Origin of the sequence: Caballeronia sp. M1242 (assembly GCF_017220215.1) — a bacterium.
Lineage (GTDB): Bacteria > Pseudomonadota > Gammaproteobacteria > Burkholderiales > Burkholderiaceae > Caballeronia.
The window spans coordinates 1938370-1961789 of sequence record NZ_CP071129.1; the positions used below are offsets into that span (position 1 = coordinate 1938370).

Here is a 23420-nt window from a genome sequence, read left to right on the forward strand (position 1 = left end):
GCGGCTTTTTTGCGTCTATCGCGCTTTCAGATCCCGCAGGAAGTTATCGCGCCACACCGATACGTTGTTGTCGCGCAAGAGCGCATACATCTCCTGATGCCGGGCGCGGCGCTCGTCGAGCGGCATCGCGAGCGCGGTGGCGAGCGCATCCGCCATGCCGTCGATGTCGAGCGGATTCACGATCAGCGCCGCCGTCAGTTCGCGCGCCGCGCCCGCGAACTGCGAGAGCACGAGCACGCCGGGATCCTCGGGGTTCTGCGCGGACACGTATTCCTTCGCGACCAGATTCATGCCGTCGCGCAGCGGCGTCACCAGGCCGACATGCGCCTCGCGAAAGAGCGCGGCGAGCACCGGCCGCTCGTACTGGCGATGGATATAGCGGATCGGCGTCCAGTCCAGTTCCGCATAGCGCCCGTTGATGCGCCCTGATTCGGCTTCGAGTTGCTGGCGAATGTCGCGGTAAGCGTCGACGTCCGTGCGCGTCGGCGGCGCGATCTGGAGCAACGACACGTTGTTGCGCTGCTGCGGATCGTGCTCGAACAGACGCTCGAACGCGCGAAACCGCTCGACGAGGCCCTTCGAGTAATCCAGCCGGTCGACGCTCATCACCAGCTTGCGCTGATGCAGCGTCTCCTTGACGATCTGCACGTCGCGCCCGCCTTCGCCGTCCTTCGCGAGCGCGCGCACTTCGTCCGGGTACACGCCGATGGGATACGCCGCCGCCTTCAGCGTCTGGCCGAACGCGCGAATCTCGACAGGCTTGTCAGCGTGCCGCGTGAGCGCCCCGCCCGCCTCGGTTTCGATGTAATCGCAGAACGCGCGCACGTCCGGCTCAGTCTGAAAGCCCAGCAGATCGAACGCGCAGAGCGCCTCGACCAGTTCGCGGTGACGCGGCACGCTTAACAGAATCTGCGACGCGGGAAACGGAATGTGCAGAAAGAAGCCGATGCGATTCTCGACGCCCAGCGCGCGCAATGCCTGCGCGAACGGAATCAGGTGATAGTCGTGGACCCAGATGACGTCGTCGGGCCGCAGCAGCGGCGCGAGCCGCGCGGCGAGCCAGTGATTCACGCGGCAGTAGCCGTCGTACTCATGGCGATCGAACTCGATCAGGTCCGGGCGATAGTGGAACGCAGGCCACAGCGTCGCGTTCGAAAAGCCGCGGTAATACTGGTCGTAGTCGCGCCGCACGAGCCCGATGGTCGCGAACGTCACCGGTCCGTGCTCCTCCAGCGTGATGCCGTCGGGCGGCGTGGAGAGCACTTCGCCGCTCCAGCCGAACCACACGCCGCCGGTCTCCTTGAGCGCGTCGTAGACGCCGACCGCCAGCCCGCCCGCTGCCGGACCGCCCTCGGAGATCGGCGCGACCCGGTTCGAAACGATGATCAGACGGCTCACGCGTGCTTCCCCGCCGTTCCCGCGATCACTTGCAGCCAGTCGAGCAGCAGTTCCACCGATTCGATGCGCGAGCGCGCCACCGTCTCGCCCGGACCGACTTTGATGGACAGACCATCGAACTCGTTGACGACCGCAAAGCCTTTCTCGTCGGTCAGGTCGTCGCCGATGAACACAGGCTTACGACCCGTGAACGGCGGCTCGGCCATGAAGGCGCGCAACGCGCGGCCCTTGTCCACGTCCTTCGGCTTGATCTCGTACACCATCTTGCCGGGCTGGAGCACGTAGGCATCGGCGTACTCGTTCACGAGCCGCTCGGTCGCCGCGCGCGCGGCCGGCTCGCGGTCGGGCGCGTTACGGTAGTGCAGCGCGAGCGCCGCGCCCTTGATCTCCAGCAGCATGCCGGGATTGGCTTTGACCACGCCTTCGAGCACATGCTCCATGCGAAGAAGCCGCTCGTCGTTGAAGCCGATGCGCTGGACATCGCCGTTGGCGTCGCGCCGCTCCGCGCCGTGCATGCCCGCGACGGGCAAGTCCGGCATCTGCAAGAACGAGTCGATATTGTCGATACCCCGCCCGGACACGACCGCGACCGCGTTGTTGGTCGCGCGTCTTAACGCAGCGAGAATGTCGGGCACCGATCGCGGCACGAAAATGCCGTCCGGCGTGGAGGCGAGCTCGACGAGCGTGCCGTCGAAATCGAAGAAGAATGCGGTCTCGGCGAGAGACAGGGAATCGGGAAGAATTTGCATCGGTCGTTGGCCTGTGGTTTCCCTTTGACGGCGCGCGGCGCGCGAAGTGTTGCGCATCTTACGTGCGCCAGCTTTCGGTCTGGAAAGCCGCGTGACTGACGGACGCATTCGGCGAGCCTTCCGTTCATCTTCGACGGAGCTTTCGGCACGCCGGGATTGTGCGGCAAATCGTCTCAAAAATGGTCCGCAACGTAGATGATGCGCCACCTCGGTCCGCAAAGGCGTGTATTTTGCGACAGATGTTCCTGCCGTCAAAGCCCGCCGCCTATCGCGGCCCGATCCTCCCGATGCACACTTCGTTCCCCGCTTCGCCTCTAACGCTGGCCGCGCGCTGGCGCCGGTTTGCCGCTCCGCTTGCTTTTCTCGCGCTCGCCGCATGCTCGCGGCCCGGCGAGCCGTGGCATCTGACGGACGTGTCAGGACACTTGCCCGACCTGAACTTCTCGCTCACCGACGACAGCGGCGCGCCCGTGACCGGACGCTCGTTCGAGGGCCACACGACGCTCGTGTACTTCGGCTACACGCATTGCCCGGATGTCTGTCCCGAAACGATGGCGCGGCTGATGCAGGTTTTACAGCGCGTCGGACCGGACGCGGACAACGCACGCATCTTGTTCGTCTCCGTCGATCCCGCGCGCGACACGCCGCCGCTTTTGCGCGCGTACGTCCGCGCGTTCGACGAAAAGCATGCCGTCGGGCTGACCGGCAGCGACCGCGCCATCGAAGCGGTCGCGCAGCGGTATCGCATCGCGTATCAGATGGAAAAACGCGATCCGCGCGGCGCCTACGAGGTCTCGCACAGCTCAGGCGTCTATATCTTCGATCGCGAAGGCCACGCGCGCCTGCTTGCGACCGACCGCGATTCCATCGACGCCATCGCGGCCGATCTGCGCCGCATCATCCATTCGAAGGACGCGTGACATGGACACGCTCCTCTATTGGCTCGACCCGTGGGAACCGTCGCCGACGGTCGTGATCGCCGTGCTCGCCGCCGCGGTGCTGTTCGCGCGCGGCGCGCGGCATGCGCGAGTGTCCGTCTCGCGGCACATTGCGTTCTGGCTGGGCCTGGGCGCGCTGTACGTGGCGCTGCACACGCGGCTCGATTACTTTTTCGAGCACGAGTTCTTCATGCATCGGCTGCAACATCTGGTGCTGCATCACCTCGGGCCGTTCTTGATCGCGCTGTCGTATCCCGGTGCGGCGCTGCGCGCCGGGGTGCCGTTCGCCTGGCGGCAACGCTGGCTGCGCCCGCTCACCGAGACGCGAGCGGCGCGCATGTTCTTCGATATCGTGTTCAATCCGGCCGTCGCCGTGCTGCTGTTCGTCGGGCTGATCTACTTCTGGCTGCTCTCGCCGATCCACTTCAAGGCGATGCTCGATGCCCGGCTCTATCGCGTGATGAACTGGAGCATGGTGATCGACGGGCTGCTGTTCTGGTGGCTCGTGCTGGACCCGCGGCCCGCGCCGCCCGCGCGGCTCGCGCCGGGACGACGCATTCTCGTGGTGATCGCCGCGATTCCGCCGCAGATCATTCTCGGCGCGTTCATCTTCTTCACGCCGCACGAGCTGTATCCGATCTATTCGATCTGCGGCCGCGCGTTCACCTGGATCACGCCGATGCGCGATCAGCAGATCGGCGGTCTGTTGCTGTGGATTCCCGGCTCGATGATGAGCGTGATCGGCGCGTTGATCGCGCTGCGCCACTGGCTGCGGCTGTCGGCGCGCTCGCGGCTGCGTCAGGAGCGCGCGACGCCGGTCAAGCCGGTGCGCGCGACCGCGTCATGAGCCGAATCATGAGCCGAAGCCGGGACGGCGCATCCAGACGTGCGGGATGCCGTCTTCGTCATGCACGCCCGACGACGGCACGAAGCCGAATGCGCCGTAGAACCGTTGCAAGTGCGCCTGGGCGTGCAGGCTGATGGGCTCATCCGGCCATTGTTCGAGGATGTGTTTCAGCGCGCGTTCCAGCATGGCGTTGCCGAGCTTCATGCCGCGAAAGCCGGCGGTCGTCAGCACGCGGCCGATGCGCACGTCTTTCTCGCTGGCGTCCGGATTGCCCGGCAACAGCACGCGCAGGTAGCCCGCCAAGCGCGGACGCTTGTCCCCTTCCCCGTACGCGAGAAGATGCCACGCGTTCGTATCGAGCCCGTCGATGTCGCCATACACGCAATTCTGCTCGACGACGAACACTGCGCTGCGGGCGGCGAGCATGTCGTAGACTTCAGCGGGCGTGAGGTCGTCGAAGGGCTTCCAGCGCCATTGAATGTCGGAGAGTCGGTCGGTCATGGGAATAGATATCGGATCGCACGGGCGTTCTGCGATTATGCCGCGCGGCCGGTTGCGTCGGTGCCGAATGAAGCGCGGATAAAGAAAAAGCCCTGACGGGTCAGGGCTTTTCAAGTGGAGGCGCGAACCGGAGTCGAACCGGTCTAAACGGCTTTGCAGGCCGCTGCATAACCGCTTTGCTATCGCGCCGAAAGCGGTGTGGTGCGCGCCGGTCGAACGACGCCGGCTGACTCACCAAACAAAAAGGGAAGCGTTGCTTCCCCTTTGACTGGAGCGGGAGACGAGTCTCGAACTCGCGACCTCAACCTTGGCAAGGTTGCGCTCTACCAACTGAGCTACTCCCGCGTAAAACCTGCGCTGCTTTACTGCTATCTACTGCTTGCTGTTTCCGATGCCGCTTCGCTCACGCGCTGCTTGCACCGAAAACTTCGAAACCTGGAGCGGGAGACGAGTCTCGAACTCGCGACCTCAACCTTGGCAAGGTTGCGCTCTACCAACTGAGCTACTCCCGCATTCACTTCTTGCTTGACCGCTTCGCTTATTCGCTTGCTGCTTTGCGTCGCGCATCAGAGAAACGAGATTATGTAGAAGGAAAAGCCGCCTGTCAACTGTCTCTCGTGCGGTTTATTCGCATTCGACGCAATTTTTTGCACTGCGCCGACACCGGCTCACAACATGCCGCCGCGCTCCCGAATCTGCGGCCACGCGAGCTTCATGTAGTACAGCATCGACCAGACGGTGAGGAAAGCCGCGACGTCGATGAGCCACAAGCCCCACACGCGCGTGTCCATGACCCACTGCGTGCCCGCGATACGCAGCGGGCCGTAGAACAGCAGCATCGGAATGGCGACCATCTGGCAGACGGTCTTGAACTTGCCGAGCGAATTCACCGCCACGCTCTTCGATGCGCCGATCTGCGCCATCCATTCGCGCAGCGCCGAAATGGTGATCTCCCGGCCGACGATCACGAGCGCGATCACCGCGTTCAGACGCGAAAGCTGCACGAGCACGAGGAGCGCGGCCGTCACCATCAGCTTGTCGGCGACCGGATCGAGGAACGCGCCGAACGCGGAGGTTTGATCGAGCTTGCGCGCGAGAAAGCCGTCGAACCAATCGGTGAGCGCGGCGAGCACGAAGATGATCATCGCGAGCAGATTGCGATGCTCCGGGCTCAACATCATGTCCGGCAGATAGAACACGCCCACGACGAGCGGAATCAGCACGATTCGCAACCACGTCAGAAAGATCGGTAAGTTGAACGGCATGGGCGATCAGCGAGTGAAGGACATGTAAGGGAGCCGCCATTGTGCCGTGTCGCTCTGCCGCTCACAAGGCGCGCGCCCCGCGCGGCGCGGCTCGCAGCGGGCCGCGCGGCGGGGCCTGTCAATGCAACTGCCGGTAAATCTGCTGCGCGAGCGCAAGCGAAATGCCTTCGACGCTCGCCAGGTCTTCGACGCTCGCCGCCTGCACGCCGCGCAATCCGCCGAAGCGCGACAGCAGCCGCTGACGCCGTTTCGCGCCGACGCCTTCGAGTTCCTCCAGACGCGACGTCTGGCGCGCCTTCGCGCGCTTCGCCCGCATGCCGGTGATCGCGAAGCGGTGCGCTTCGTCGCGAATCTGCGCGACGAGCATCAGCGCGGCGCTTTCCTTGCCGAGTTCGAGCGCCGGCCGCCCGTCCGCGAAGATCAAGGTCTCCAGGCCGACCTTGCGCCCTTCGCCCTTCGCCACGCCGACGAGCATGCCGTGATCCAGCCCGAGTTCCGAGAACACCTGCCGCGCGATCTCGACTTGCCCCTTGCCGCCATCGATCAGCACGATGTTCGGCAGCGTGCCGCCCGCCGCGACCGCGGGCGCCGCATCGGGCGTGACGTTCGGATCGGCGGCGTCTTCGGGTTGCAGGGCCGCCGCTTCCTCGTTCGCGTTCGCGGCCGCCTGCGCGACCATCTTCCCGTAGCGGCGCGTGAGCACCTGGCGCATCGCGGCGTAGTCGTCGCCGGGCGTGATGCCGTTGATGTTGTAGCGACGGTATTCGCCCGTCTGCATCTTGTGATGGTGATACACGACGCACGACGCCTGCGTCGCCTCGCCCATCGTATGGCTGATGTCGAAACATTCGATGCGCATCAGCGCCAGATCGTCCATCTCTAGTCCGAGCGTTTCGGCGAGCGAGCGCGTGCGCGCCTGCTGCGAGCCCTGCTCCGACAAGAGGCGCGCGAGCGCGAGCTTCGCATTCTGCTCGGCCATCGAAAGCCATACGCGCTTCTGGCCCTGCGGCTGACGCAGCAGCGCGACCTTGTGCCCGGCCTGTTCGATGAGCAGATCGACGAGTTCGCGGCTTGGCGCATGTGTCACGATCAGCACCGGCGGCACGCGATTGCCGATGTAGTGCTGCGCCATGAAGGCTTCGAGCACTTCGGATTCGAGGGAGCCTTCGCGGGGTTCGGGGGTGGCTTTTGTGTCTGCGCTGGCATCGGGTGGCGCTTCGGCTTCGATCTCCGATTCGGCGTTGGCGTTGGCTGTGGCGTTGGCTTCGGCGTTCAACTCAGACTTCGCCTTTGCCTCCACGCTTGAGGACAAGTCCACATCCGCGTCAACCTCTCCCTCGACCGCGATTTCCCCCGGCTCGCCATCCTCGATGTCGTCCTCGTCGCCGCCGAGCGCCACCGCGCTCTCCACATGCGCCGGGAAATACGCCTTGTCGCCCAGATGCCGCCCGCCGCGCACCATCGCGAGATTCACGCACACCTTGCCGCCCAGCGCGACGACCGCGAGGATATCCACGTCGCTGTCGCTGCCGACTTCGATCGCCTGCTGATGCAGCACGGTCGAGAGCGAGCTCATCTGGTTACGCACGGCCGCTGCCTGCTCGAACTTGAGATCGGCGGCGAACGCGTGCATCTTCTGCTCCAGTTCCTTCATCACCTCGCCCTGCCGCCCGAGCAGAAAGCGCGACGCGTTGGCGACGTCGCGGGCGTAGTCCTCCTCGGTGATAAGGCCGGTGCATGGCGCGGTGCATCGCCCGATCTGATGCAGCAGACACGGACGCGTGCGGTTGCTGAACACCGAGTCCTCGCACGTGCGCAACTGAAACACGCGCTGCAGAATCTGGATGCTCTCGCGCACGGCCCACGCGCTCGGAAACGGCCCGAAATACTGGTTCTTCTTGTCCACCGCGCCGCGGTAGTACGCCATGCGCGGAAACTGATGCCCGGTCAGCTTGAGAAACGGATACGACTTGTCGTCGCGAAACAGGATGTTGTAGCGCGGCGCGAGCGCCTTGATCAGATTGTTTTCGAGCAGCAGCGCTTCAGCTTCCGAGCGCGTCACCGTCGTCTCGATCTTGCGGATGCGCGTGACCATCATCGCGATGCGCGGCGAATGCAGCGTCTTCGTGAAGTAGCTCGACACGCGCTTCTTCAGATTGCGCGCCTTGCCGACGTAGAGCACGTTGCCGTCGCCGTCGTAATAGCGGTACACGCCCGGCAGATGCGGCAGTTGCGCGAGCGTCTTCTTCGGGTCGAAATGGGATTCGGGGGCGTCGGTCTGAGTCATGCAGCGAATATCGCGACAAAGCGCGAAGGGACAAGGGCGGCGGCAAGCCGTGGGGCGGACGGTATCTTAGAATCGCCAGTTTAGATCATTACGGCGCGGTCCCGCCGGCCGCCCTCTCGCCATGTCTACCGCCTCCACGACATCTCCCTCCGCGGAACTCGCCTGCGACATCTTCTGCGCGGTCGTCGATAACTTCGGCGATATCGGCGTGTGCTGGCGGCTCGCGCGTCAACTGCGCGCGGAACATGGCTGGCGCGTGCGGCTTTTCGTCGATGATCTCGCGGTTTTTCACGCGCTCTGCCCCGCCGTCGATGCGTCGCTCGCGCGGCAGGAGGCTGAGGGCGTCGTCATCGAGCACTGGCGCGAGCCCGCGCACGCTGGCGACACCATCGAAATCGCGGATGTCGTCGTCGAAGCCTTCGCGTGCGAACTGCCGCACGCGTACATCGCGGCGATGGCGCGGCGCGAGCGCAAGCCCGTGTGGATCAACCTCGAATATCTGAGCGGCGAGGACTGGGTCGCGGACTTCCATCTGCGGCCCTCGCCGCATCCGCGCTATCCGCTCGACAAGACGTTCTTCTTTCCCGGCCTCGGCGCGGGCACGGGCGGCGTGTTGAAGGAGCGCGATCTCGACACCGCGCGCACGCGCTTCGATGCAGCGGCTTGGTGGCGAGAACGCGTGGGCATCGCGCGTCCGGACGACGGCTCGACGGTCGTTTCCCTCTTCGCGTACGAGAACCCCGCCGTCGATGCGCTGCTCGCGCAATGGCGCGACGGCGCGGCGCCTATCGTTCTCCTTGTGCCCGAGGGCCGCATCTCCGGCGCGGTCGCGCGTTTCTTCGGCCTGCCGAAATTCGCGGCGGGCACATCGGCGCGGGCGGGCGCGCTTCAGGCGCACGCGCTCGGATTCGTCGAGCAACCGCGTTTCGACGACCTGCTGTGGGCGTCCGATATCAACTTCGTGCGCGGCGAAGACTCGTTCGTGCGCGCGCAGTGGGCGCGAAAGCCTTTCGTCTGGCACATCTATCCGCAGGCCGACGACGCGCATCTGCCGAAGCTCGACGCCGCGCTCGCGCACATCACGCGTGGCCTGTCGCCAGCGGCGGAACAGTCGATCAGCCGCTTCTGGCACGCATGGAATGGCGCGGGCACGCCGGACTGGGCGGACTTCTGGCGGCATCGGGGCGAATTCGAGTCGCGGGCTTCTGCCTGGGCGGATGAACTGGCGAGCGTCGGCGATTTGGCCGGCAATCTGGTCTCGCATGTGACTGCCCGCATGGCGCCGTGACAACGGCGAACGCGCCGTCGTCCGTATCGCATGAAACCGCGCGCGGTGCCGGCCCGGCTCGCCAAATAAGCAAAAACTCAGTTAAAATAAGCGGTTATCCGATGAGCAAGCCGCTTTCTGTCGCGCGAATCTGTCGCGGCCCATGACGAAAACGTTCTGACAGCGCCGCGAGTCCGATCAGCCACTATCAACATTAATTAGCCAAGTCTGGCCATATTCATTCGTAAGGATCCAGTTTTATGAAGACCGCACAAGAACTCCGCGTCGGCAACGTCGTCATGATCGGCAACGATGCCATGGTCGTGCAGCGCGCCGAATACAACAAGTCCGGCCGTAACGCAGCGGTCGTGAAAATGAAGTTCAAGAACCTGCTGACGAACGCGGGCATGGAAACCGTCTACAAGGCGGACGACAAGTTCGACGTCGTCGTGCTCGACCGCAAGGAAGTGACGTACTCGTACTTCGCCGACCCGATGTACGTGTTCATGGACGCCGACTACAACCAGTACGAAGTCGAAGCCGAAATGATGGGCGACGCGCTCAACTACCTCGAAGACGGCATGGCGTGCGAAGTCGTGTTCTACAACGAGAAGGCGATCTCGGTCGAACTGCCGACCACGCTGGTTCGCGAAATCGTGTACACGGAACCGGCCGTCAAGGGCGATACGTCGTCGGGCAAGGTGCTGAAGACCGCCAAGCTCCACACCGGCTTCGAACTGCAAGTGCCGCTCTTCTGCAACATCGGCGACAAGATCGAAATCGACACGCGCACGAACGAGTACCGCAGCCGCGCGTAAGACGTAACGATTACGCCCTTGCGCGGCACGCGGGCGGCGGTTCCGAAACCGCCTCCCGCCGCTGTCACAAAAAAGCGCCCCATCGCGGGCGCTTTTTCTTTTGCATGAAGTTTTTGACAATTTCAGGCAAACTTTACCGGTCATTGTTGCAATGTCGTGGTGTGGCGCGTTCCGAACGACTGTCCTTCGCTCCCCTTTTCCCTGAGAAATCAGGCGCTGGGGTGGACGGCAGTTCGTCAATAATCGCTTGGCACAGTTCCTGCTCAGTTCGGCTGATACGGACTAAACAACACGACATGCGCAACTCGCCGTCTCTCTGTGGCCGACTGCTGATCGTCGCGACGCTCGCCTTGCCCGCCTTCTTCCTGGCGGCATGCGCGTCGGCACCGACCACGGAGTCCGCCGGAGATCACGCGTCGGATGCCTCGGTGACCGCGCGCGTGAAAACGGCGCTCTTGGCCGACCCCGGATTGAAGTCGCTCGCGGTAAGCGTGTCGACGTATCGCGGCGTCGTGGTGCTGTCCGGAAACGTGAACTCGGAGGAACAGATTCGGAAGGCCGTCGCAGTAACTCGCAGCGTGTCGGGGGTGCAATCCGTCAACAACGATCTGCACGTGAAGCCGCAATGACGCAATAGCCCCATCCACTCGCAGGACAAAAAGAAAAACCGCAGCGGGATGCTACGCCGATCCGATGTTCGACCGTGACGAGACGCCGCAGCCCGCCCACGAGCGCCCGAGTTTCAAGCGCCGCCCTCGCCTGGCGACGCATGCGGCAACGGCAATTACAGTCCATTTTGATACGTTGTGTCTGCCATGCCACACGCTCTGATTGTCGAAGACGATCCCAATAGCCTTTCCGGCCTGTCCGCGATTTTGTCCGCCGACGGCTTCTCGGTCGACACCGCGACGACGCTCGCCGAAGCCCGTTCCGCATTGACGCGCTTCATTCCCGACGTCGTGCTGATCGACCTTAACCTGCCCGACGGCAGCGGCCTCGACCTCCTGCCGAGCCTGCCCTCGCAGCCGCCCGACGGCGCGCTCCCCGTTATCGTGATGACGGGCAATGCGACGGTCGAAAGCGCGATCGAAGGTCTGCGCCACGGTATTTGGGATTACTTGCTGAAGCCCGTCAACATTCCGCGTCTGCGCAGCCTGCTGGCGCGCATTCCGCGTCCTTACGAACTGACGGAAGAAGTGCAGGCGCTGCGCTCGACGCTGCGCGAACTCGGCCATTTCGGCGACATGCTCGGACGCAGCGTGCCGATGCAGCACGTCTACGATCAGATCGAGCACACCGCGCCCACGGAAGCCGCCGTGCTGATCAGCGGCGAGCCGGGCACCGGCAAGAAGCTCGCGGCGCACACGATCCATCAGCTGAGCCGCCGTCGCAAGGGGCCGTTCATCAGCTTCGACTGCTCGACGATTCGCGAAGAAGGCGCGCACCGCTCGATGGAAAGCGTCCTTTTCGGCCACGAGCGCAACGCGTTCGCCGGCGCGGAAAACCGCGAGCCGGGCCTGCTCGAACAAGCGGGCGGCGGCACGCTGTTTCTCGATCAAATCGACTCGCTGCCCGCGGCCCAGCAGGAAGCGCTCTTGCGCGCGCTGGACTCGCAGACGTTCATGCGCGTCGGCGGCAGCAATCGCATCATGACGGACTTCCGCCTGATCGCTGCGTTGCGCGCGCCGGCCCGCGATGCGGTGTCGAGCGGCGCCCTGCGCGAAGACCTGTTCCAGCGCCTGTCGGCGTCGTCGATCGTCTTGCCGCCGCTGCGCGAACGCGACGACGACATCGCGCTCATGGCCGAGCAGTTCGTCGACGAATTGAACCGCGAAAATCACATCGCCGGCATCACGAGCGGGTCGCCCAAGCGCATCAGCCCGGCTTTCCTGCGCGAATGCCTCGCGAACGAATGGCCGGGCAACGTGCGCGAAATGCGCGAGCGCGTGCGCCGCGCGTATCACGCGTCGGGCGAGACGATCGAGACGTTGCGCGTCGACGAGCCGGGCGGAATCGGCGGACGCGGACTCAACGGCAGCAGCGTGCAAGTGACGGTGGGCACGGCGCTCGCCGATGTCGAGGACATGCTGATCCGCGCGACGCTCGAAGCGGTCGGCGGCACGCGGCATCGGGCGGCGACGCTGCTCGGCATCAGTCCCAAGACGCTCTACAACAAGCTCCAGCGCATGAAGCTGGAATCGTCGTAAAGCGGCGCGAGTCGTCAAATGAAAACGCCACGGCAAGCAACTGCCGTGGCGTTTTGTCATTCGGATGAGCCGTTCAGCCGAGCGCCGTTTTCACGAACTGGCGCGCGGCCTGATATTCGGGCTGGCTTTGCAGCTTGCTCCAGCGCAGCGCCTTGCCGCGCGGACGCATCTGCTTGATGCGCTGCTGCGACGCTTTCGTCGGCGTGAAGCGCAACTGCTCCAGCACCTTGCCCGCCTCTTCCGGCTGATTGCAGATGAGCACCATGTCGCAACCCGCCGTGAGCGCGGCCGTCGCGGCTTCGGTGAGCGTGCCGCCGGCGCGGGCCGCTTCCATCGAAAGATCGTCGCTGAAGATGGCGCCGTTGAAGCCGAGCTTGCCGCGCAGAATGTCTTGCAGCCAGATGCGCGAGAAACCGGCGGGCTTGTCGTCGACCTGCGTGTAGATGACGTGCGCCGGAATCACCGACGCGAGCGACAACCCGAGCCAGTCGTACGGACGCACGTCGGCGGCGAGAATCTCGTCGAGCGGGCGGTCATCCGTCGGCAACGCGACGTGCGAGTCCGCCGCCGCGAAGCCATGCCCCGGAAAATGCTTGCCGCAGTTCGCCATGCCCGCGAGCGCGAGACCGTGATTCAGGCTCTTCGCGAGCATCGTCACCACGCGCGGATCGCTATGCAGCGCGCGGTCGCCGATCACCTGCGATTGTCCGTAGTTCAGATCGAGCACCGGCGTGAAGCTCATGTCGATGCCGCACGCGCGCAGTTCCGACGCGAGCACGTAGCCGAACGCGGTGGCCGCCTTGCTCGCGGCCAGAACATCGCGGTCCCACAACGCGCCGAGCTTGCCGGGCGCGGGCAGCACCGTGAAGCCGTCCGTGCGAAAACGCTGCACGCGCCCGCCTTCGTGATCGACCGCAATCAAAATGTCGTCGCGCACCGCGCGGATCGCGTCGGTGAGCGCCACCAGTTGCGCGCGGTCCTGAAAATGCCGCGCGAAGAGAATGATGCCGCCCGTCATCGGATGCGAAAGGCGCTCGATATCCGCGTCGTTGAGCGTCGTGCCGGCGACGTCGTACATGACGGGGCCGGGAATGCGTTTCATCGGATTCAATTGGCTTCTTGTTGTGATGTGAGTGTGATGATTCGGCGCGATCACGCCTTGTCCGCAATTTCCGCGATGACGAACGTCACCGCGTAGTCGCGCTCGTCGCTGAGCGTCACTTGCGCCGTGATGCCGCGTTGCGCGAGCCATTCGGCCAGTTCGCCCGATGCCACGATCACCGGCTTGCCGCTCGGCTCGTTGAGCGTTTGCAGCGCGCGCCAGGTCATCGGCCAGCGCATGCCGAGGCCGATGGCCTTCGAGAACGCTTCTTTCGCGGAAAAGCGCGTGGCGAGAAACGCGAGGCCGCGCACTTCGGAGCGCGCGCGCCGCGCGTGATAGATGCGCAGTTCGTCCGGGCCGAGCACTTTCTCGGCGAAGCGCCCGTTGGTGCGCTCCATGACGCCCGCGACGCGGCTGACTTGCACGAGGTCCGTGCCGATTCCGTAGATCGCCATGGCTGTGCTCAACGCTTCGTTTGCGCGGCGAGACGCGAAGCGACCATGATCGCTTTCATCTCGCGGACCGCGTTGTCCCAGCCCGCGAAGATCGCGTGCGCGACGATCGCGTGCCCGATGTTCAATTCGACGATGCCACCGAGCGCGGCGATCGGCTGCACGTTGGTGTAATGCAGTCCGTGGCCCGCGTTCACTTTGAGGCCGAGCGAATTGCCGAACTCGACGCTTCTCGCGACGCGCTCGAACTCGCGCTGCTGCTCGGCTTCGTCGTGCGCTTCGGCATAGCGCCCGGTATGCAGTTCGATGACGGGCGCGCCGGCTTCCTTCGCCGCGCGAATCTGCGTCTCGTCGGGGTCGATGAAAAGCGACACGCGGCTGCCCGCGCCCGCGAGCTGCGCGCACGCGGCCTTCACCGCTTCGAACTGGCCGGCGACGTCGAGTCCGCCTTCGGTCGTCAATTCCTGGCGCTTTTCCGGCACGAGGCAGACATCGTGCGGCTTGATTTCGCACGCGATATCGAGCATTTCGCGCGTGACGGCGCATTCCAGATTCATGCGCGTTTTCAGGAGCGGACGCAGCGTGCGCACGTCGGCATCGACGATATGACGGCGATCCTCGCGCAGATGCAGCGTGATGGCGTCCGCGCCCGCTTCTTCGGCGGCGAGCGCGGCGCGAATCGGGTCGGGATACGACGTGCCGCGTGCGTTGCGCAGCGTGGCGACGTGATCGATGTTTACGCCGAGATCGATCACGTTCGCGGGCGATGAGAGAAAGAAGCTCATAGATTTTGCAGGTCGATCAGAATCTGGCGGGTGGCGAGCGGCGCGCCGCCCAGATGGTAGTTGAGCAGAAAGCGCATCAGCGTCTTGCTCTGCGCGCCGGTTTGCGGGCTGCTGTAGTCGTCGCGCTCCATGTCGATCAGCGTCTGGCCGGCGATGACCGGCCATTGCGCGGGAAGGTCATCGGACGCTTCGCGCACGCCGCGCTCCGGATCGAACGTGTAGCGGCCTTCGGGCAGCACGGCTTGACGCGCCACCGTGCGCGTGAGCGCCATCGCGTAGCCGGTTTCGCGCAACAGCACGCGTTCGAACGAGCGCAGCACCTGAATGGCGGGCTCGTCGTGCGCGAGCCGCGACAGCGTGAGCACGTAGTGATTGAAGAGCGCGGGATGCGGATCTTCGCGCGCGCAGAACTTGACGAGCAACTCGTTCACGTAGAAGCCGCACAGGAGCGCGTCGCCTCGCAGCGGCAGCATGCCGCCGACCCATTCGGCGGTGGTCAGCGTGCGGACTTCGCCTTTGCCGGTCCAGGAAAGGCCGAGCGGCTGGAAGGTTTGCAGCACGCCGCGCAGCGCGGAATGCGGCCGCTTCGCGCCCTTCGCGACTAGCGCAATGCGCCCGTGATCGCGCGAGAACACGTCGATGATGAGACTCGTCTCGCGATACGGATAGCTATGCAGCACGAAGCCCGGCTGCTCGCTGACGCGAAAGTCGGAGCGCGGGCGCGGGCGCTGCGCGCTGGTGCCCGCAGCGGCGGTGGACGACGATCCCCGCCGCCGCTTCGGCGACGGTCGCTCGCTCGCGCCGATGTCGTCCTCGGGACGATCGTCGGCGGGCGGGGTCATCCACGCGTCGTTCGAGCCGGCGTCCATGAGCGTCGTCCGGGCCTCACTCGTAGCCGTACGCGCGCAGGCCCGCTTCGTTGTCGGCCCAGCCGCTTTTCACCTTGACGAAGGTTTCCAGATACACGGGACCGTCGAAGAGCTTTTCCATGTCGAGCCGCGCCTCGGTGCTGATCTGCTTCAGCTTCGCGCCCTTCTGGCCGATGATCATCGCCTTGTGGCCGTCGCGTTCCACGAGAATGGTCGCGAACACGCGGCGCAGGCGCCCTTCGGTCTCGAACTTGTCGATGAGCACGGTGCTGGTGTACGGCAGTTCATCGCCAGTCCAGCGGAACACTTTCTCGCGCAGAATCTCGGCAGCGAGGAAGCGCTCGCTGCGGTCGGTCAGATCGTCCTCGCCGTAAATCGGCTCGCCTTCCGGCAGATACGGCTTCACGACCGACATGAGCCGCTTGATGTCATCCGGATTCTTCGCCGAGAGCGGCACGATTTCGCGGAAGTCGCGTCGCGCGGACATCTGCTGCATGAACGGAAAGAGCGAATCCTTGTCGCCGACGCGGTCGAGCTTGTTCGCGATCAGAAGCGTCGGCGTGCCGGCCGGAATCAGGTCGAGCACTTTCTCGTCGTCGGGACCGAAGCGGCCCGCTTCGATCACGAACAGGATCGCATCGACCGAAGTCAGCGTGGACGTCACCGCGCGATTCAGCGAGCGGTTGAGCGCGCCGCTGTGGCGGGTCTGAAAGCCCGGCGTGTCGACGAAGATGTACTGCGCGTCCTCGACCGTGTTGATGCCGGTAATGCGATGGCGCGTCGTCTGCGCCTTGCGCGACGTGATGCTCACCTTCTGGCCGACGAGCGCGTTCATGAGCGTCGACTTGCCGACGTTGGGCCGGCCGACGATGGCGACCATGCCGCAGCGGAAACCGGATGATGTGGGAGCGTTCATAGTGATGTGCGGCGAAGGTTCGTTGAGCGCGATGTTGCGAGGGCGCGATGGCGCATGTGCGGCTGAATGCGCGTCAGTGGCCGGCGTCGGCGGCGCGCACGACGCGGCTGGCCGAGGCGTCGTCGCTGGCGGTGCTGCGCGCGTCGTCGGTGGCCGGCGCGCTGTCGGCGCTTACATCCGGCGTTTGCGCCGCTTCGCTCTTCACCGCTTTCTCCGGGCGATGGATGACGTGCCGCTCGGGCTTCTCGGCGGCTGCGTACGACGCAGCGGATGGCTCGACGTGCGTTGCGCGAATGACGGCAAGCGGCGCGGCGGGCGTCTGCTCGGCAGACGCACCAGCATCGGCGGAATGGTTGCGCTGACGATCGCGCTCGCGGCGCTCCGGCGAGCGTAAGTCGAGCGCCGCCTGCACGCCGGTCACGCCCGGCACCACTTCCACCTGCGCGAGCTTGGCGGCGCGCGCGCCCTTGCGCTTCGGCTTCACGCCGAGCGTGGGCGCCGCGGCCATGACTTCATCGAGCGCCTTCTTGGCCGCCGCCTGTTCCGCCGCGCGTCGGCTCGCGCCGGAGCCGGACACTTTCACGTCGAGCTTGGGCACCGAGCATTCGACTTCGAACTGCTGGTTGTGCGCGGCGCCGTGAGTGGCGACCACGGTGTAAGTCGGCAGCGCGATCTTGTGGCCCTGCAAATATTCCTGAAGCAGCGTCTTCGCGTCCTTGCCGATGGTGCGCGGATCGATGTGATCGAGCACCGGCGTGTAGAGGCGCTTGATGACGGCAAACGCGGCGTCGAAGCCGCCGTCGAGAAAGATCGCGCCGAAGATCGCTTCGAGCGTGTCCGCCAGAATCGACGGACGCCGGAAGCCGCCGCTGCGGAGTTCGCCCTCGCCCAGACGCAAGCCTTCGGAAACGTTGAGCGCCTGCGCGATCTCGTAAAGCGACTGCTGCTTGACGAGGTTCGCCCGAACGCGCGAGAGGTCGCCTTCGTCGAGCTTGCAGAATCGTTGGAACAAAAGCGCCGCCACCACGCAATTGAGAACGGAGTCGCCGAGAAATTCGAGCCGTTCGTTGTGCGTGGCGCTGTGACTGCGGTGGGTCATCGCCTGGCGCAGCAATTCCGCATTGCGAAATTCGTACTGCAGCCGGCTTTCCAACGGAGAAGATGGCATGGACAGAGTATAACGCGCCCGCGCGGGCGGCCGATTCCGCCCGGCGAGCCGGGAAAACGCGTGGCGAGACGGTCTTAGCCGCGCTTCTTCACGCCGTTTCGAAGCAGCGCCGACGCGAGCGCGACGGCACCGCGATGGATCACTCGAAGGAGCCGATGCGCTTCAGGTTGCTGAAGTTCATCCAGATGAAGAACGCGCGGCCGACGATGTTGTTGTCCGGCACGAAGCCCCAATAGCGGCTGTCGGCGCTGTTGTCGCGGTTGTCGCCCATCATGAAGTAATGGCCCGGCGGCACCTTGCAGGTCACGCCTTGCGCGTTGTAGACGCAATTGTCGCGATACGGAAAGTCGTCCTGGCCGACGACGAACGGCGGCACTTGCGGATTGTTGAGGATGGCGTTCTTGCGGCCGTCGAGATCTTCGATGAATTGCTTCGCGTAACCGATGCGCTCGTCGTCGAAGTAGTCCGGCTGCGGCGTTTCCGGCACCGGCTTGCCGTTGATCGTGAGCTGCTTGTTTTCGTACGCGACGGTATCGCCCGGCAGGCCGATCACGCGCTTGATGTAGTCTACCGATTCGTCTTTCGGATAGCGGAACACGACCACATCGCCGCGCGTGAGCGGCTTGCCTTGCGTCAGCTTCGTGTTGCTGATCGGCAGGCGCAGGCCATACTCGTATTTGTTCACCAGAATGAAGTCGCCGACGAGCAGCGTCGGCACCATCGACCCGGACGGAATCTTGAACGGCTCGACGATGAACGAGCGCACCACGAACACCGCGAGAATCACCGGGAAGAAGCTCGCCGTGTATTCGAGCCACCACGGCTGGCGCAGCGCCTCGTTGCGCAGGCGTGCGCGCGTTTGATCGGCGTTTTCATCGGCAAAACGCTCGCCGACGCGTTCCTGCTGGCGGTCGAACTCGGCCACGGCAGCGTCCGCCGAGCGACGGCGCTGCTTCACGAACACCAGTTTGTCCAGCACCCATGCAATACCCGTCACCACGACGAGGATCAAGAGAATCAATGCGAAATTCATCAATCGCTTCCGGTTGTTATCGTCGGTTGTTGTTCTGCGCCCGGCGGCGCGCGAACGTCACTCGTCCACGCGCAGGATGGCGAGGAAAGCCTCTTGCGGAATCTCGACAGAGCCGACCTGCTTCATGCGCTTCTTGCCCGCCTTCTGCTTTTCGAGCAGCTTCTTCTTGCGCGTGATGTCGCCGCCATAACACTTCGCGAGCACGTTCTTGCGCAGCGCCTTGATGTTTTCGCGCGCGATGATGTTCGAGCCGATGGTCGCCTGAATCGCCACGTCGTACATCTGGCGCGGGATCAGTTCGCGCATCTTGGACGCGACTTCGCGGCCGCGGCTCTGGCTCTGCGAGCGGTGAACGATGACGGACAAGGCATCGACCTTGTCGCCGTTGATCAGCATGTCCACCTTCACGACATCCGCCGCGCGATATTCCTTGAACTCGTAGTCCATCGACGCATAGCCGCGCGACGTCGACTTCAGGCGGTCGAAGAAGTCGAGCACGATTTCCGCCATCGGAATTTCGTAGGTCAACTGCACCTGGCGGCCGTGGTACTGCATGTTGATCTGCTGACCGCGCTTGTTCGTGCACAGCGTGATGACCGAGCCGACATACTCCTGCGGCATGTACAGATTCACCGTGACGATCGGCTCGCGCACTTCCTCGATCTTCGACGGCTCCGGCATCTTCGCCGGATTCTCGACGGAGATCGTGGTGCCGTCGCGCTGGACGACCTCATAAATCACCGTCGGCGCGGTGGTGATGAGGTCCATGTCGAATTCGCGTTCGAGCCGTTCCTGCACGATTTCCATGTGCAGAAGGCCGAGGAAGCCGCAACGGAAGCCGAAGCCCAGCGCCTGCGACACTTCCGGCTCGAATTGCAGCGACGCGTCGTTGAGCTTCAGCTTTTCGAGCGATTCGCGCAGCGCGTCGTACTGATTCGCTTCGACCGGATACAGCCCCGCGAAAACCTGCGGCTTCACTTCCTTGAAGCCCGGCAGCGGCTCCGCGGCCGGACGATTCGCGACGGTGACAGTGTCGCCGACCTTCGCGGCTGTCAGTTCCTTGATGCCCGCGATCACAAAGCCGACCTGACCCGCCGACAATTGCGACAGGTTCGTCGACTTTGGCGCAAACACGCCGAGATGCTCGACCGGATACTGCGCGCCGGTCGCCATCATCTTGATCTTGTCCTTCGGCTTGAGCGTGCCGTTGACGATACGCACGAGCATCACGACGCCGACGTAATTGTCGAACCACGAGTCGATGATGAGCGCCTGCAGCGGCGCGTCCGGATCGCCCTTCGGCGGCGGCACTTTCGCGATCAGCGATTCGAGCACGTCTTCCACGCCGAGGCCGGTCTTCGCGCTGCAATGCACCGCGTCCGTCGCGTCGATGCCGATCACGTCTTCGATCTCGGCGATCGCGTTTTCCGGATTCGCGGCCGGCAAGTCGATCTTGTTCAGCACCGGCACGACTTCGACGCCGAGTTCGATTGCCGTGTAGCAATTCGCAACGGTCTGCGCCTCGACGCCCTGACTCGCGTCGACGACGAGCAGCGCGCCTTCGCAAGCGGAAAGCGAACGGCTGACTTCGTACGAGAAGTCGACGTGTCCGGGGGTATCGATCAGATTCAGGTTGTAGACCTGTCCGTCGCGCGCCTTGTAGGTGAGCGCCGCCGTTTGCGCCTTGATCGTGATGCCGCGCTCGCGTTCCAGGTCCATCGAATCGAGCACCTGCGCTTCCATCTCACGATCGGACAGCCCGCCGCATAACTGGATGATGCGGTCCGCGAGCGTGGACTTGCCGTGATCGATGTGCGCAATGATCGAAAAGTTACGAATATGATTCATTCAGTGCCGATCAAGCGAAAAAGGCGCGCCCTCACACATGCGGAGCACGCCTTGAAAAATTGGGGGAAAACTTCTGCATTTTAGCCGAAAAGGGGGTGGACAGGCGTTTTCGGCGTTCGGCGGCTTTATGCACGGCGCGAGGCGAGCGCCGCCAGAACGGCATCCGCGTCGAGCCGATGCTCGCACAACTCGGCGCCGTCCAGCATCAGCACCGGCACGCGCTCGTTGTAGCGCGCCTCCAGGTGCGGATCGTCGTCGATATCGATCCACTCGATCGCCACGCCGAAGCGTTGCGCGATCGGCTCGAGCTCCGCGCGCATGTCTTCACACAGATGGCACCACGCGCGCCCGTACAGCACGAAATGCGCGGCGTGGTCCGCCCTCATCGCGCGGCCGTCACTTCTGCGCCGGCACGCGCGGGCGCAGTGGCACGAACTGCGTGTTGTCGCCACGGCGCACGAGAATCGCGACCATCTTGCTGGCATCGAGCCCCTGCGCGATGGATTCGAACTGCTTCGCGCTCGTGATGTCCGTGTCGCCGATCCGCATGATGATGTCGCCCTTCTGGAAGCCCGCGCGCGCCGCCGGCCCTTCGACGGCATCCACCTGCACGCCGCCGTTGAGCTTGAGCGCCTTCTTCTGCTCGGCCGGAATGTCGCTCACCGCGAGGCCGAGGGAATTGCTCGCGCGCTCCTTCGGCTGCGGCGCGCGGCGCTGCTCGGTCTTCGCGACCTTGTCCGGCTGCATTTCCGCGATGGTGATCGGCAGATCGCGCGACTGGCCCTTGCGCCAGATGGTGATCGTCGCTTTCATGCCCGGCTTGCTGTCGCCGACCATGCGCGGCAGGTCGGTCGCCGTTTCCACGTTCGCGCCGTTGAACTTGAGGATGATGTCGCCCGGCTGGATGCCCGCCTTGTCGGCCGGACCGCCCGCCTCGACGCTGCTGACGAGCGCGCCCTGCGCCTTCGGCAAGCCGAGCGAATCGGCCACGTCCTTCGTCACCTCGCCGATCGCGACCGCAATGCGCCCGCGCGTGACCTTGCCCGACGTCTTCAGCTGATCCGCCACGCGCATGGCCTCGTCGATCGGAATCGCGAACGAAATGCCCATGAAGCCGCCAGTGCGGCTATAAATCTGCGAATTGATGCCGATGACCTCGCCCGCCATGTTGATGAGCGGCCCGCCCGAGTTGCCGGGATTCACCGCGACATCGGTCTGGATGAACGGCAGGTAGTCGCCGGTGTCGCGGCCCTTCGCGCTGACGATGCCGGCCGTCACCGTGTTGTCGAGACCGAACGGCGAGCCGATGGCGAGCACCCATTCGCCGACGCGCACCTTGTTCGAATCGCCGATGGTGATAGCCGGCAGATTCGACGCGCTGATCTTCACGACCGCGACGTCCGTGCGCTCGTCGACGCCGACGAGCCGCGCCTTGAACTCGCGCTTGTCGGTGAGCGTGACGTAGATGGTGTCCGCGTCGTCGACGACGTGCGCGTTGGTCATCACGTAGCCGTCGGTCGAGAGGATGAAGCCCGAGCCGACGCCGCTGCTCTGCTCCGAGTTGTCCTGGTTGTCATCGGGAAGGCTGCGGCTGCCGCCCTTGCCCTGATCGCCTCCGCCGCCACCACCGCCGCCACCGTTGCCGCGCGGCGAGCCCGGCTGTCCCGGCATCGGAATGCCGAAGAAGCGCCGGAAGAACTCCGACATGTCGCCTTCGTCGAGGCCCGGCGGCAAGCCGCGCATCTCGCCCGACGAGCCGACGCGCGAGGTCGTGCGGATGTTCACGACCGAAGGCCCGACCTTGTCGACGAGCGAGGTGAAGTCCGGCAGATTCACCGTGGGCGCTGCCGCCGCCGCGTGCGAGATGAACGGCAGGCACACGGCGAGCGCCGCGGCCGCGATGAACTTGCGCAGCGAGTAGTTGCTCATGGATGGAAGGCCGAGGGATTCGATTACTTGGAAGGCTTGTATTCTATGGTAGAAGCAAATTGCTGCAACGTGGATTGCGGCACTTCGCCCAGCAAAGTAATCCAGAAATCGCCGCGACGCTTCACGAGCACATGCGTCGCGCCGCTATTGCCCGCGCCTTCCTTGCGGGAATTCTTCTCGACCGGCTCGACGAACACGGAAATGGCGGCGAGGCCGTCTGAGAACACCGCCTGATCGACCGGAATCGGCGGCTGGCCCTGCTCGCTCGACGCCATCGGCCGGCGCAGTTGGCGGATCAGCCTGAAGCCGGGAATGGTCGGCTTGATCTGCCAGCCCTGCGCCTGCAAGTCGACCGGCTGCACCGGCGGGCGCACGACGTTCCAGCCCGCCGTGGCGCGCATGCCGTTCGCGATCGAGGCTTTATCGATCGCCCCGCCGATACGCACCTGCGAGAACGAAAGCTGTTCCAGCACCTGGCCGTCCGGATCGAGCGTCTGCGCGCGCAGCAAGAGACCGGTCTTCGCGTCCGCCCACAGCTTGTAGGCGAAACGATAGGCATCTTTCGGGTCGAGTTCGATCACCTGACTCTCGATGCCCGCGACGCGGTCGGTGCCGAGCAGCTTCGGCTCGTACACCGCGAGCACCTGATCGCCGCTCGTGGCGAGCAGCGACGGAAACGAATCCTTGCTCTGCCGATGTTCCATGACGAGCAGATGCCGCTCCGGCACGAACGTGAGCATGTCGTCGTCGTGGCGCAGCATCCGGCGCGGCGCGCCGTCGAGACTTTCGAGCGATTCGTAGTCGCCGTCGCCGTGAGTGGCGACGTGCGTGATGCGCGACGACTGCACCGTCGCGCCGCGCTGATAAAGGAAGGTGCCCTCGTAATTCTGCTGCTGGGCCGCTTCCTGAATGCGGTTGAGCAGGTTGGCGGCGGTTTTGCGATCCGGCGCGTTGCCGCTGTCAGCGAACGATGCGGATGCCGCGCACAACAACGCGGCTGCGCAGAACATCAATGCCGGCAGCCGCCCCCAATATCTAGTT

At 64.6% G+C, this 23420-nt stretch carries 22 protein-coding genes and 3 tRNA genes; 6 read left to right on the forward strand and 19 right to left on the reverse strand.

Going from position 1 to position 23420, the window contains the following annotated elements:
- Positions 1 to 15: 15 nt before the first annotated feature.
- Both otsA and otsB read right to left on the reverse strand, forming a co-directional pair.
- The gene (gene otsA / locus JYK05_RS08995) at positions 16 to 1398 is read right to left on the reverse strand and encodes an alpha,alpha-trehalose-phosphate synthase (UDP-forming) (RefSeq protein WP_206466704.1); all 1383 of its coding nucleotides are present in this window, start codon (positions 1396 to 1398) and stop codon (positions 16 to 18) included.
- The gene (gene otsB, locus JYK05_RS09000) at positions 1395 to 2147 is read right to left on the reverse strand and encodes a trehalose-phosphatase (RefSeq protein ID WP_175944426.1); all 753 of its coding nucleotides are present in this window, start codon (positions 2145 to 2147) and stop codon (positions 1395 to 1397) included. The genes otsA and otsB overlap by 4 nt, the downstream gene beginning before the upstream one ends.
- Before the next feature lie 287 nt (positions 2148 to 2434).
- Between otsB and JYK05_RS09005 the strand changes: the two genes are divergently transcribed.
- Together JYK05_RS09005 and JYK05_RS09010 are read left to right on the forward strand one after the other, a co-directional pair.
- Positions 2435 to 3067, forward strand: a complete 633-nt coding sequence (locus tag JYK05_RS09005) for an SCO family protein (protein ID WP_175944428.1) — start codon at positions 2435 to 2437, stop codon at positions 3065 to 3067.
- 1 nt (position 3068) lies between these two features.
- Positions 3069 to 3932 (forward strand): cytochrome c oxidase assembly protein, encoded by an 864-nt coding sequence (locus JYK05_RS09010; protein WP_175944430.1) that lies wholly within the window; start codon positions 3069 to 3071, stop codon positions 3930 to 3932.
- A gap of 6 nt (positions 3933 to 3938) precedes the next feature.
- On the opposite strand, the gene JYK05_RS09015 is transcribed toward JYK05_RS09010, so the two are convergent.
- From JYK05_RS09015 to uvrC, 6 genes are all read right to left on the reverse strand, one after another.
- Positions 3939 to 4433: a GNAT family N-acetyltransferase gene (locus JYK05_RS09015; protein WP_175944433.1), complete on the reverse strand. Its 495-nt coding sequence runs from the start codon at positions 4431 to 4433 to the stop codon at positions 3939 to 3941.
- Positions 4434 to 4548: 115 nt separating this feature from the next.
- Positions 4549 to 4622, reverse strand: a tRNA-Cys gene (locus tag JYK05_RS09020).
- Between the two features lie 80 nt (positions 4623 to 4702).
- A tRNA-Gly gene (locus tag JYK05_RS09025) sits at positions 4703 to 4778 on the reverse strand.
- A 91-nt stretch (positions 4779 to 4869) separates the two neighbouring features.
- Positions 4870 to 4945 (reverse strand) — tRNA-Gly (locus tag JYK05_RS09030).
- Between the two features lie 156 nt (positions 4946 to 5101).
- Positions 5102 to 5698: a CDP-diacylglycerol--glycerol-3-phosphate 3-phosphatidyltransferase gene (pgsA, locus tag JYK05_RS09035; RefSeq protein WP_175944435.1), complete on the reverse strand. Its 597-nt coding sequence runs from the start codon at positions 5696 to 5698 to the stop codon at positions 5102 to 5104.
- A 118-nt stretch (positions 5699 to 5816) separates the two neighbouring features.
- Positions 5817 to 7985 carry an excinuclease ABC subunit UvrC gene (gene uvrC / locus JYK05_RS09040; protein WP_206466705.1) on the reverse strand — a complete coding sequence of 723 codons (2169 nt, stop codon included), beginning with the start codon at positions 7983 to 7985 and terminating at the stop codon, positions 5817 to 5819.
- 121 nt (positions 7986 to 8106) lie between these two features.
- Between uvrC and earP the strand changes: the two genes are divergently transcribed.
- From earP to JYK05_RS09060, 4 genes are all read left to right on the forward strand, one after another.
- The gene (gene earP, locus JYK05_RS09045) at positions 8107 to 9273 is read left to right on the forward strand and encodes an elongation factor P maturation arginine rhamnosyltransferase EarP (RefSeq protein ID WP_175944439.1); all 1167 of its coding nucleotides are present in this window, start codon (positions 8107 to 8109) and stop codon (positions 9271 to 9273) included.
- A 239-nt stretch (positions 9274 to 9512) separates the two neighbouring features.
- Positions 9513 to 10070: an elongation factor P gene (gene efp, locus JYK05_RS09050; RefSeq protein WP_175944441.1), complete on the forward strand. Its 558-nt coding sequence runs from the start codon at positions 9513 to 9515 to the stop codon at positions 10068 to 10070.
- Between the two features lie 296 nt (positions 10071 to 10366).
- Positions 10367 to 10699: a BON domain-containing protein gene (locus JYK05_RS09055; RefSeq protein ID WP_175944443.1), complete on the forward strand. Its 333-nt coding sequence runs from the start codon at positions 10367 to 10369 to the stop codon at positions 10697 to 10699.
- Positions 10700 to 10885: 186 nt separating this feature from the next.
- A complete protein-coding gene (locus JYK05_RS09060) occupies positions 10886 to 12277 on the forward strand; it encodes a sigma-54 dependent transcriptional regulator (protein WP_206466706.1) in 1392 nt (463 codons plus the stop codon).
- Between the two features lie 73 nt (positions 12278 to 12350).
- Here JYK05_RS09060 and nagZ read toward each other — a convergent pair whose 3' ends face one another.
- The 11 genes from nagZ to JYK05_RS09115 form a co-directional block, all read right to left on the reverse strand.
- On the reverse strand, positions 12351 to 13379 hold the full coding sequence (gene nagZ / locus JYK05_RS09065) for a beta-N-acetylhexosaminidase (protein WP_206466707.1): 1029 nt from the start codon (positions 13377 to 13379) through the stop codon (positions 12351 to 12353).
- A gap of 50 nt (positions 13380 to 13429) precedes the next feature.
- Complete coding sequence (gene acpS / locus JYK05_RS09070) at positions 13430 to 13834, reverse strand: holo-ACP synthase (RefSeq protein WP_206466708.1); 405 nt, start codon at positions 13832 to 13834, stop codon at positions 13430 to 13432.
- 8 nt (positions 13835 to 13842) lie between these two features.
- Entirely contained in the window at positions 13843 to 14616 is a 774-nt protein-coding gene (gene pdxJ, locus JYK05_RS09075; protein WP_206466709.1) for a pyridoxine 5'-phosphate synthase, read from the reverse strand.
- Complete coding sequence (gene recO, locus JYK05_RS09080) at positions 14613 to 15485, reverse strand: DNA repair protein RecO (protein WP_206466710.1); 873 nt, start codon at positions 15483 to 15485, stop codon at positions 14613 to 14615. Before recO ends, pdxJ begins: the two co-directional genes overlap by 4 nt.
- A 16-nt stretch (positions 15486 to 15501) precedes the next feature.
- Positions 15502 to 16401: a GTPase Era gene (gene era, locus JYK05_RS09085; protein WP_206466711.1), complete on the reverse strand. Its 900-nt coding sequence runs from the start codon at positions 16399 to 16401 to the stop codon at positions 15502 to 15504.
- A gap of 73 nt (positions 16402 to 16474) precedes the next feature.
- On the reverse strand, positions 16475 to 17569 hold the full coding sequence (gene rnc / locus JYK05_RS09090; RefSeq protein WP_206466712.1) for a ribonuclease III: 1095 nt from the start codon (positions 17567 to 17569) through the stop codon (positions 16475 to 16477).
- Between the two features lie 139 nt (positions 17570 to 17708).
- Positions 17709 to 18602 carry a signal peptidase I gene (gene lepB, locus JYK05_RS09095; RefSeq protein WP_175944459.1) on the reverse strand — a complete coding sequence of 298 codons (894 nt, stop codon included), beginning with the start codon at positions 18600 to 18602 and terminating at the stop codon, positions 17709 to 17711.
- A 57-nt stretch (positions 18603 to 18659) separates the two neighbouring features.
- A complete protein-coding gene (gene lepA, locus JYK05_RS09100) occupies positions 18660 to 20450 on the reverse strand; it encodes a translation elongation factor 4 (RefSeq protein ID WP_206466713.1) in 1791 nt (596 codons plus the stop codon).
- A gap of 125 nt (positions 20451 to 20575) precedes the next feature.
- Positions 20576 to 20836, reverse strand: a complete 261-nt coding sequence (locus JYK05_RS09105; RefSeq protein ID WP_206466714.1) for a glutaredoxin family protein — start codon at positions 20834 to 20836, stop codon at positions 20576 to 20578.
- A gap of 10 nt (positions 20837 to 20846) precedes the next feature.
- Entirely contained in the window at positions 20847 to 22379 is a 1533-nt protein-coding gene (locus tag JYK05_RS09110) for a DegQ family serine endoprotease (protein ID WP_206466715.1), read from the reverse strand.
- Between the two features lie 23 nt (positions 22380 to 22402).
- Complete coding sequence (locus JYK05_RS09115) at positions 22403 to 23389, reverse strand: MucB/RseB C-terminal domain-containing protein (protein WP_206468262.1); 987 nt, start codon at positions 23387 to 23389, stop codon at positions 22403 to 22405.
- Between the last annotated feature and the right edge of the window lie 31 nt (positions 23390 to 23420).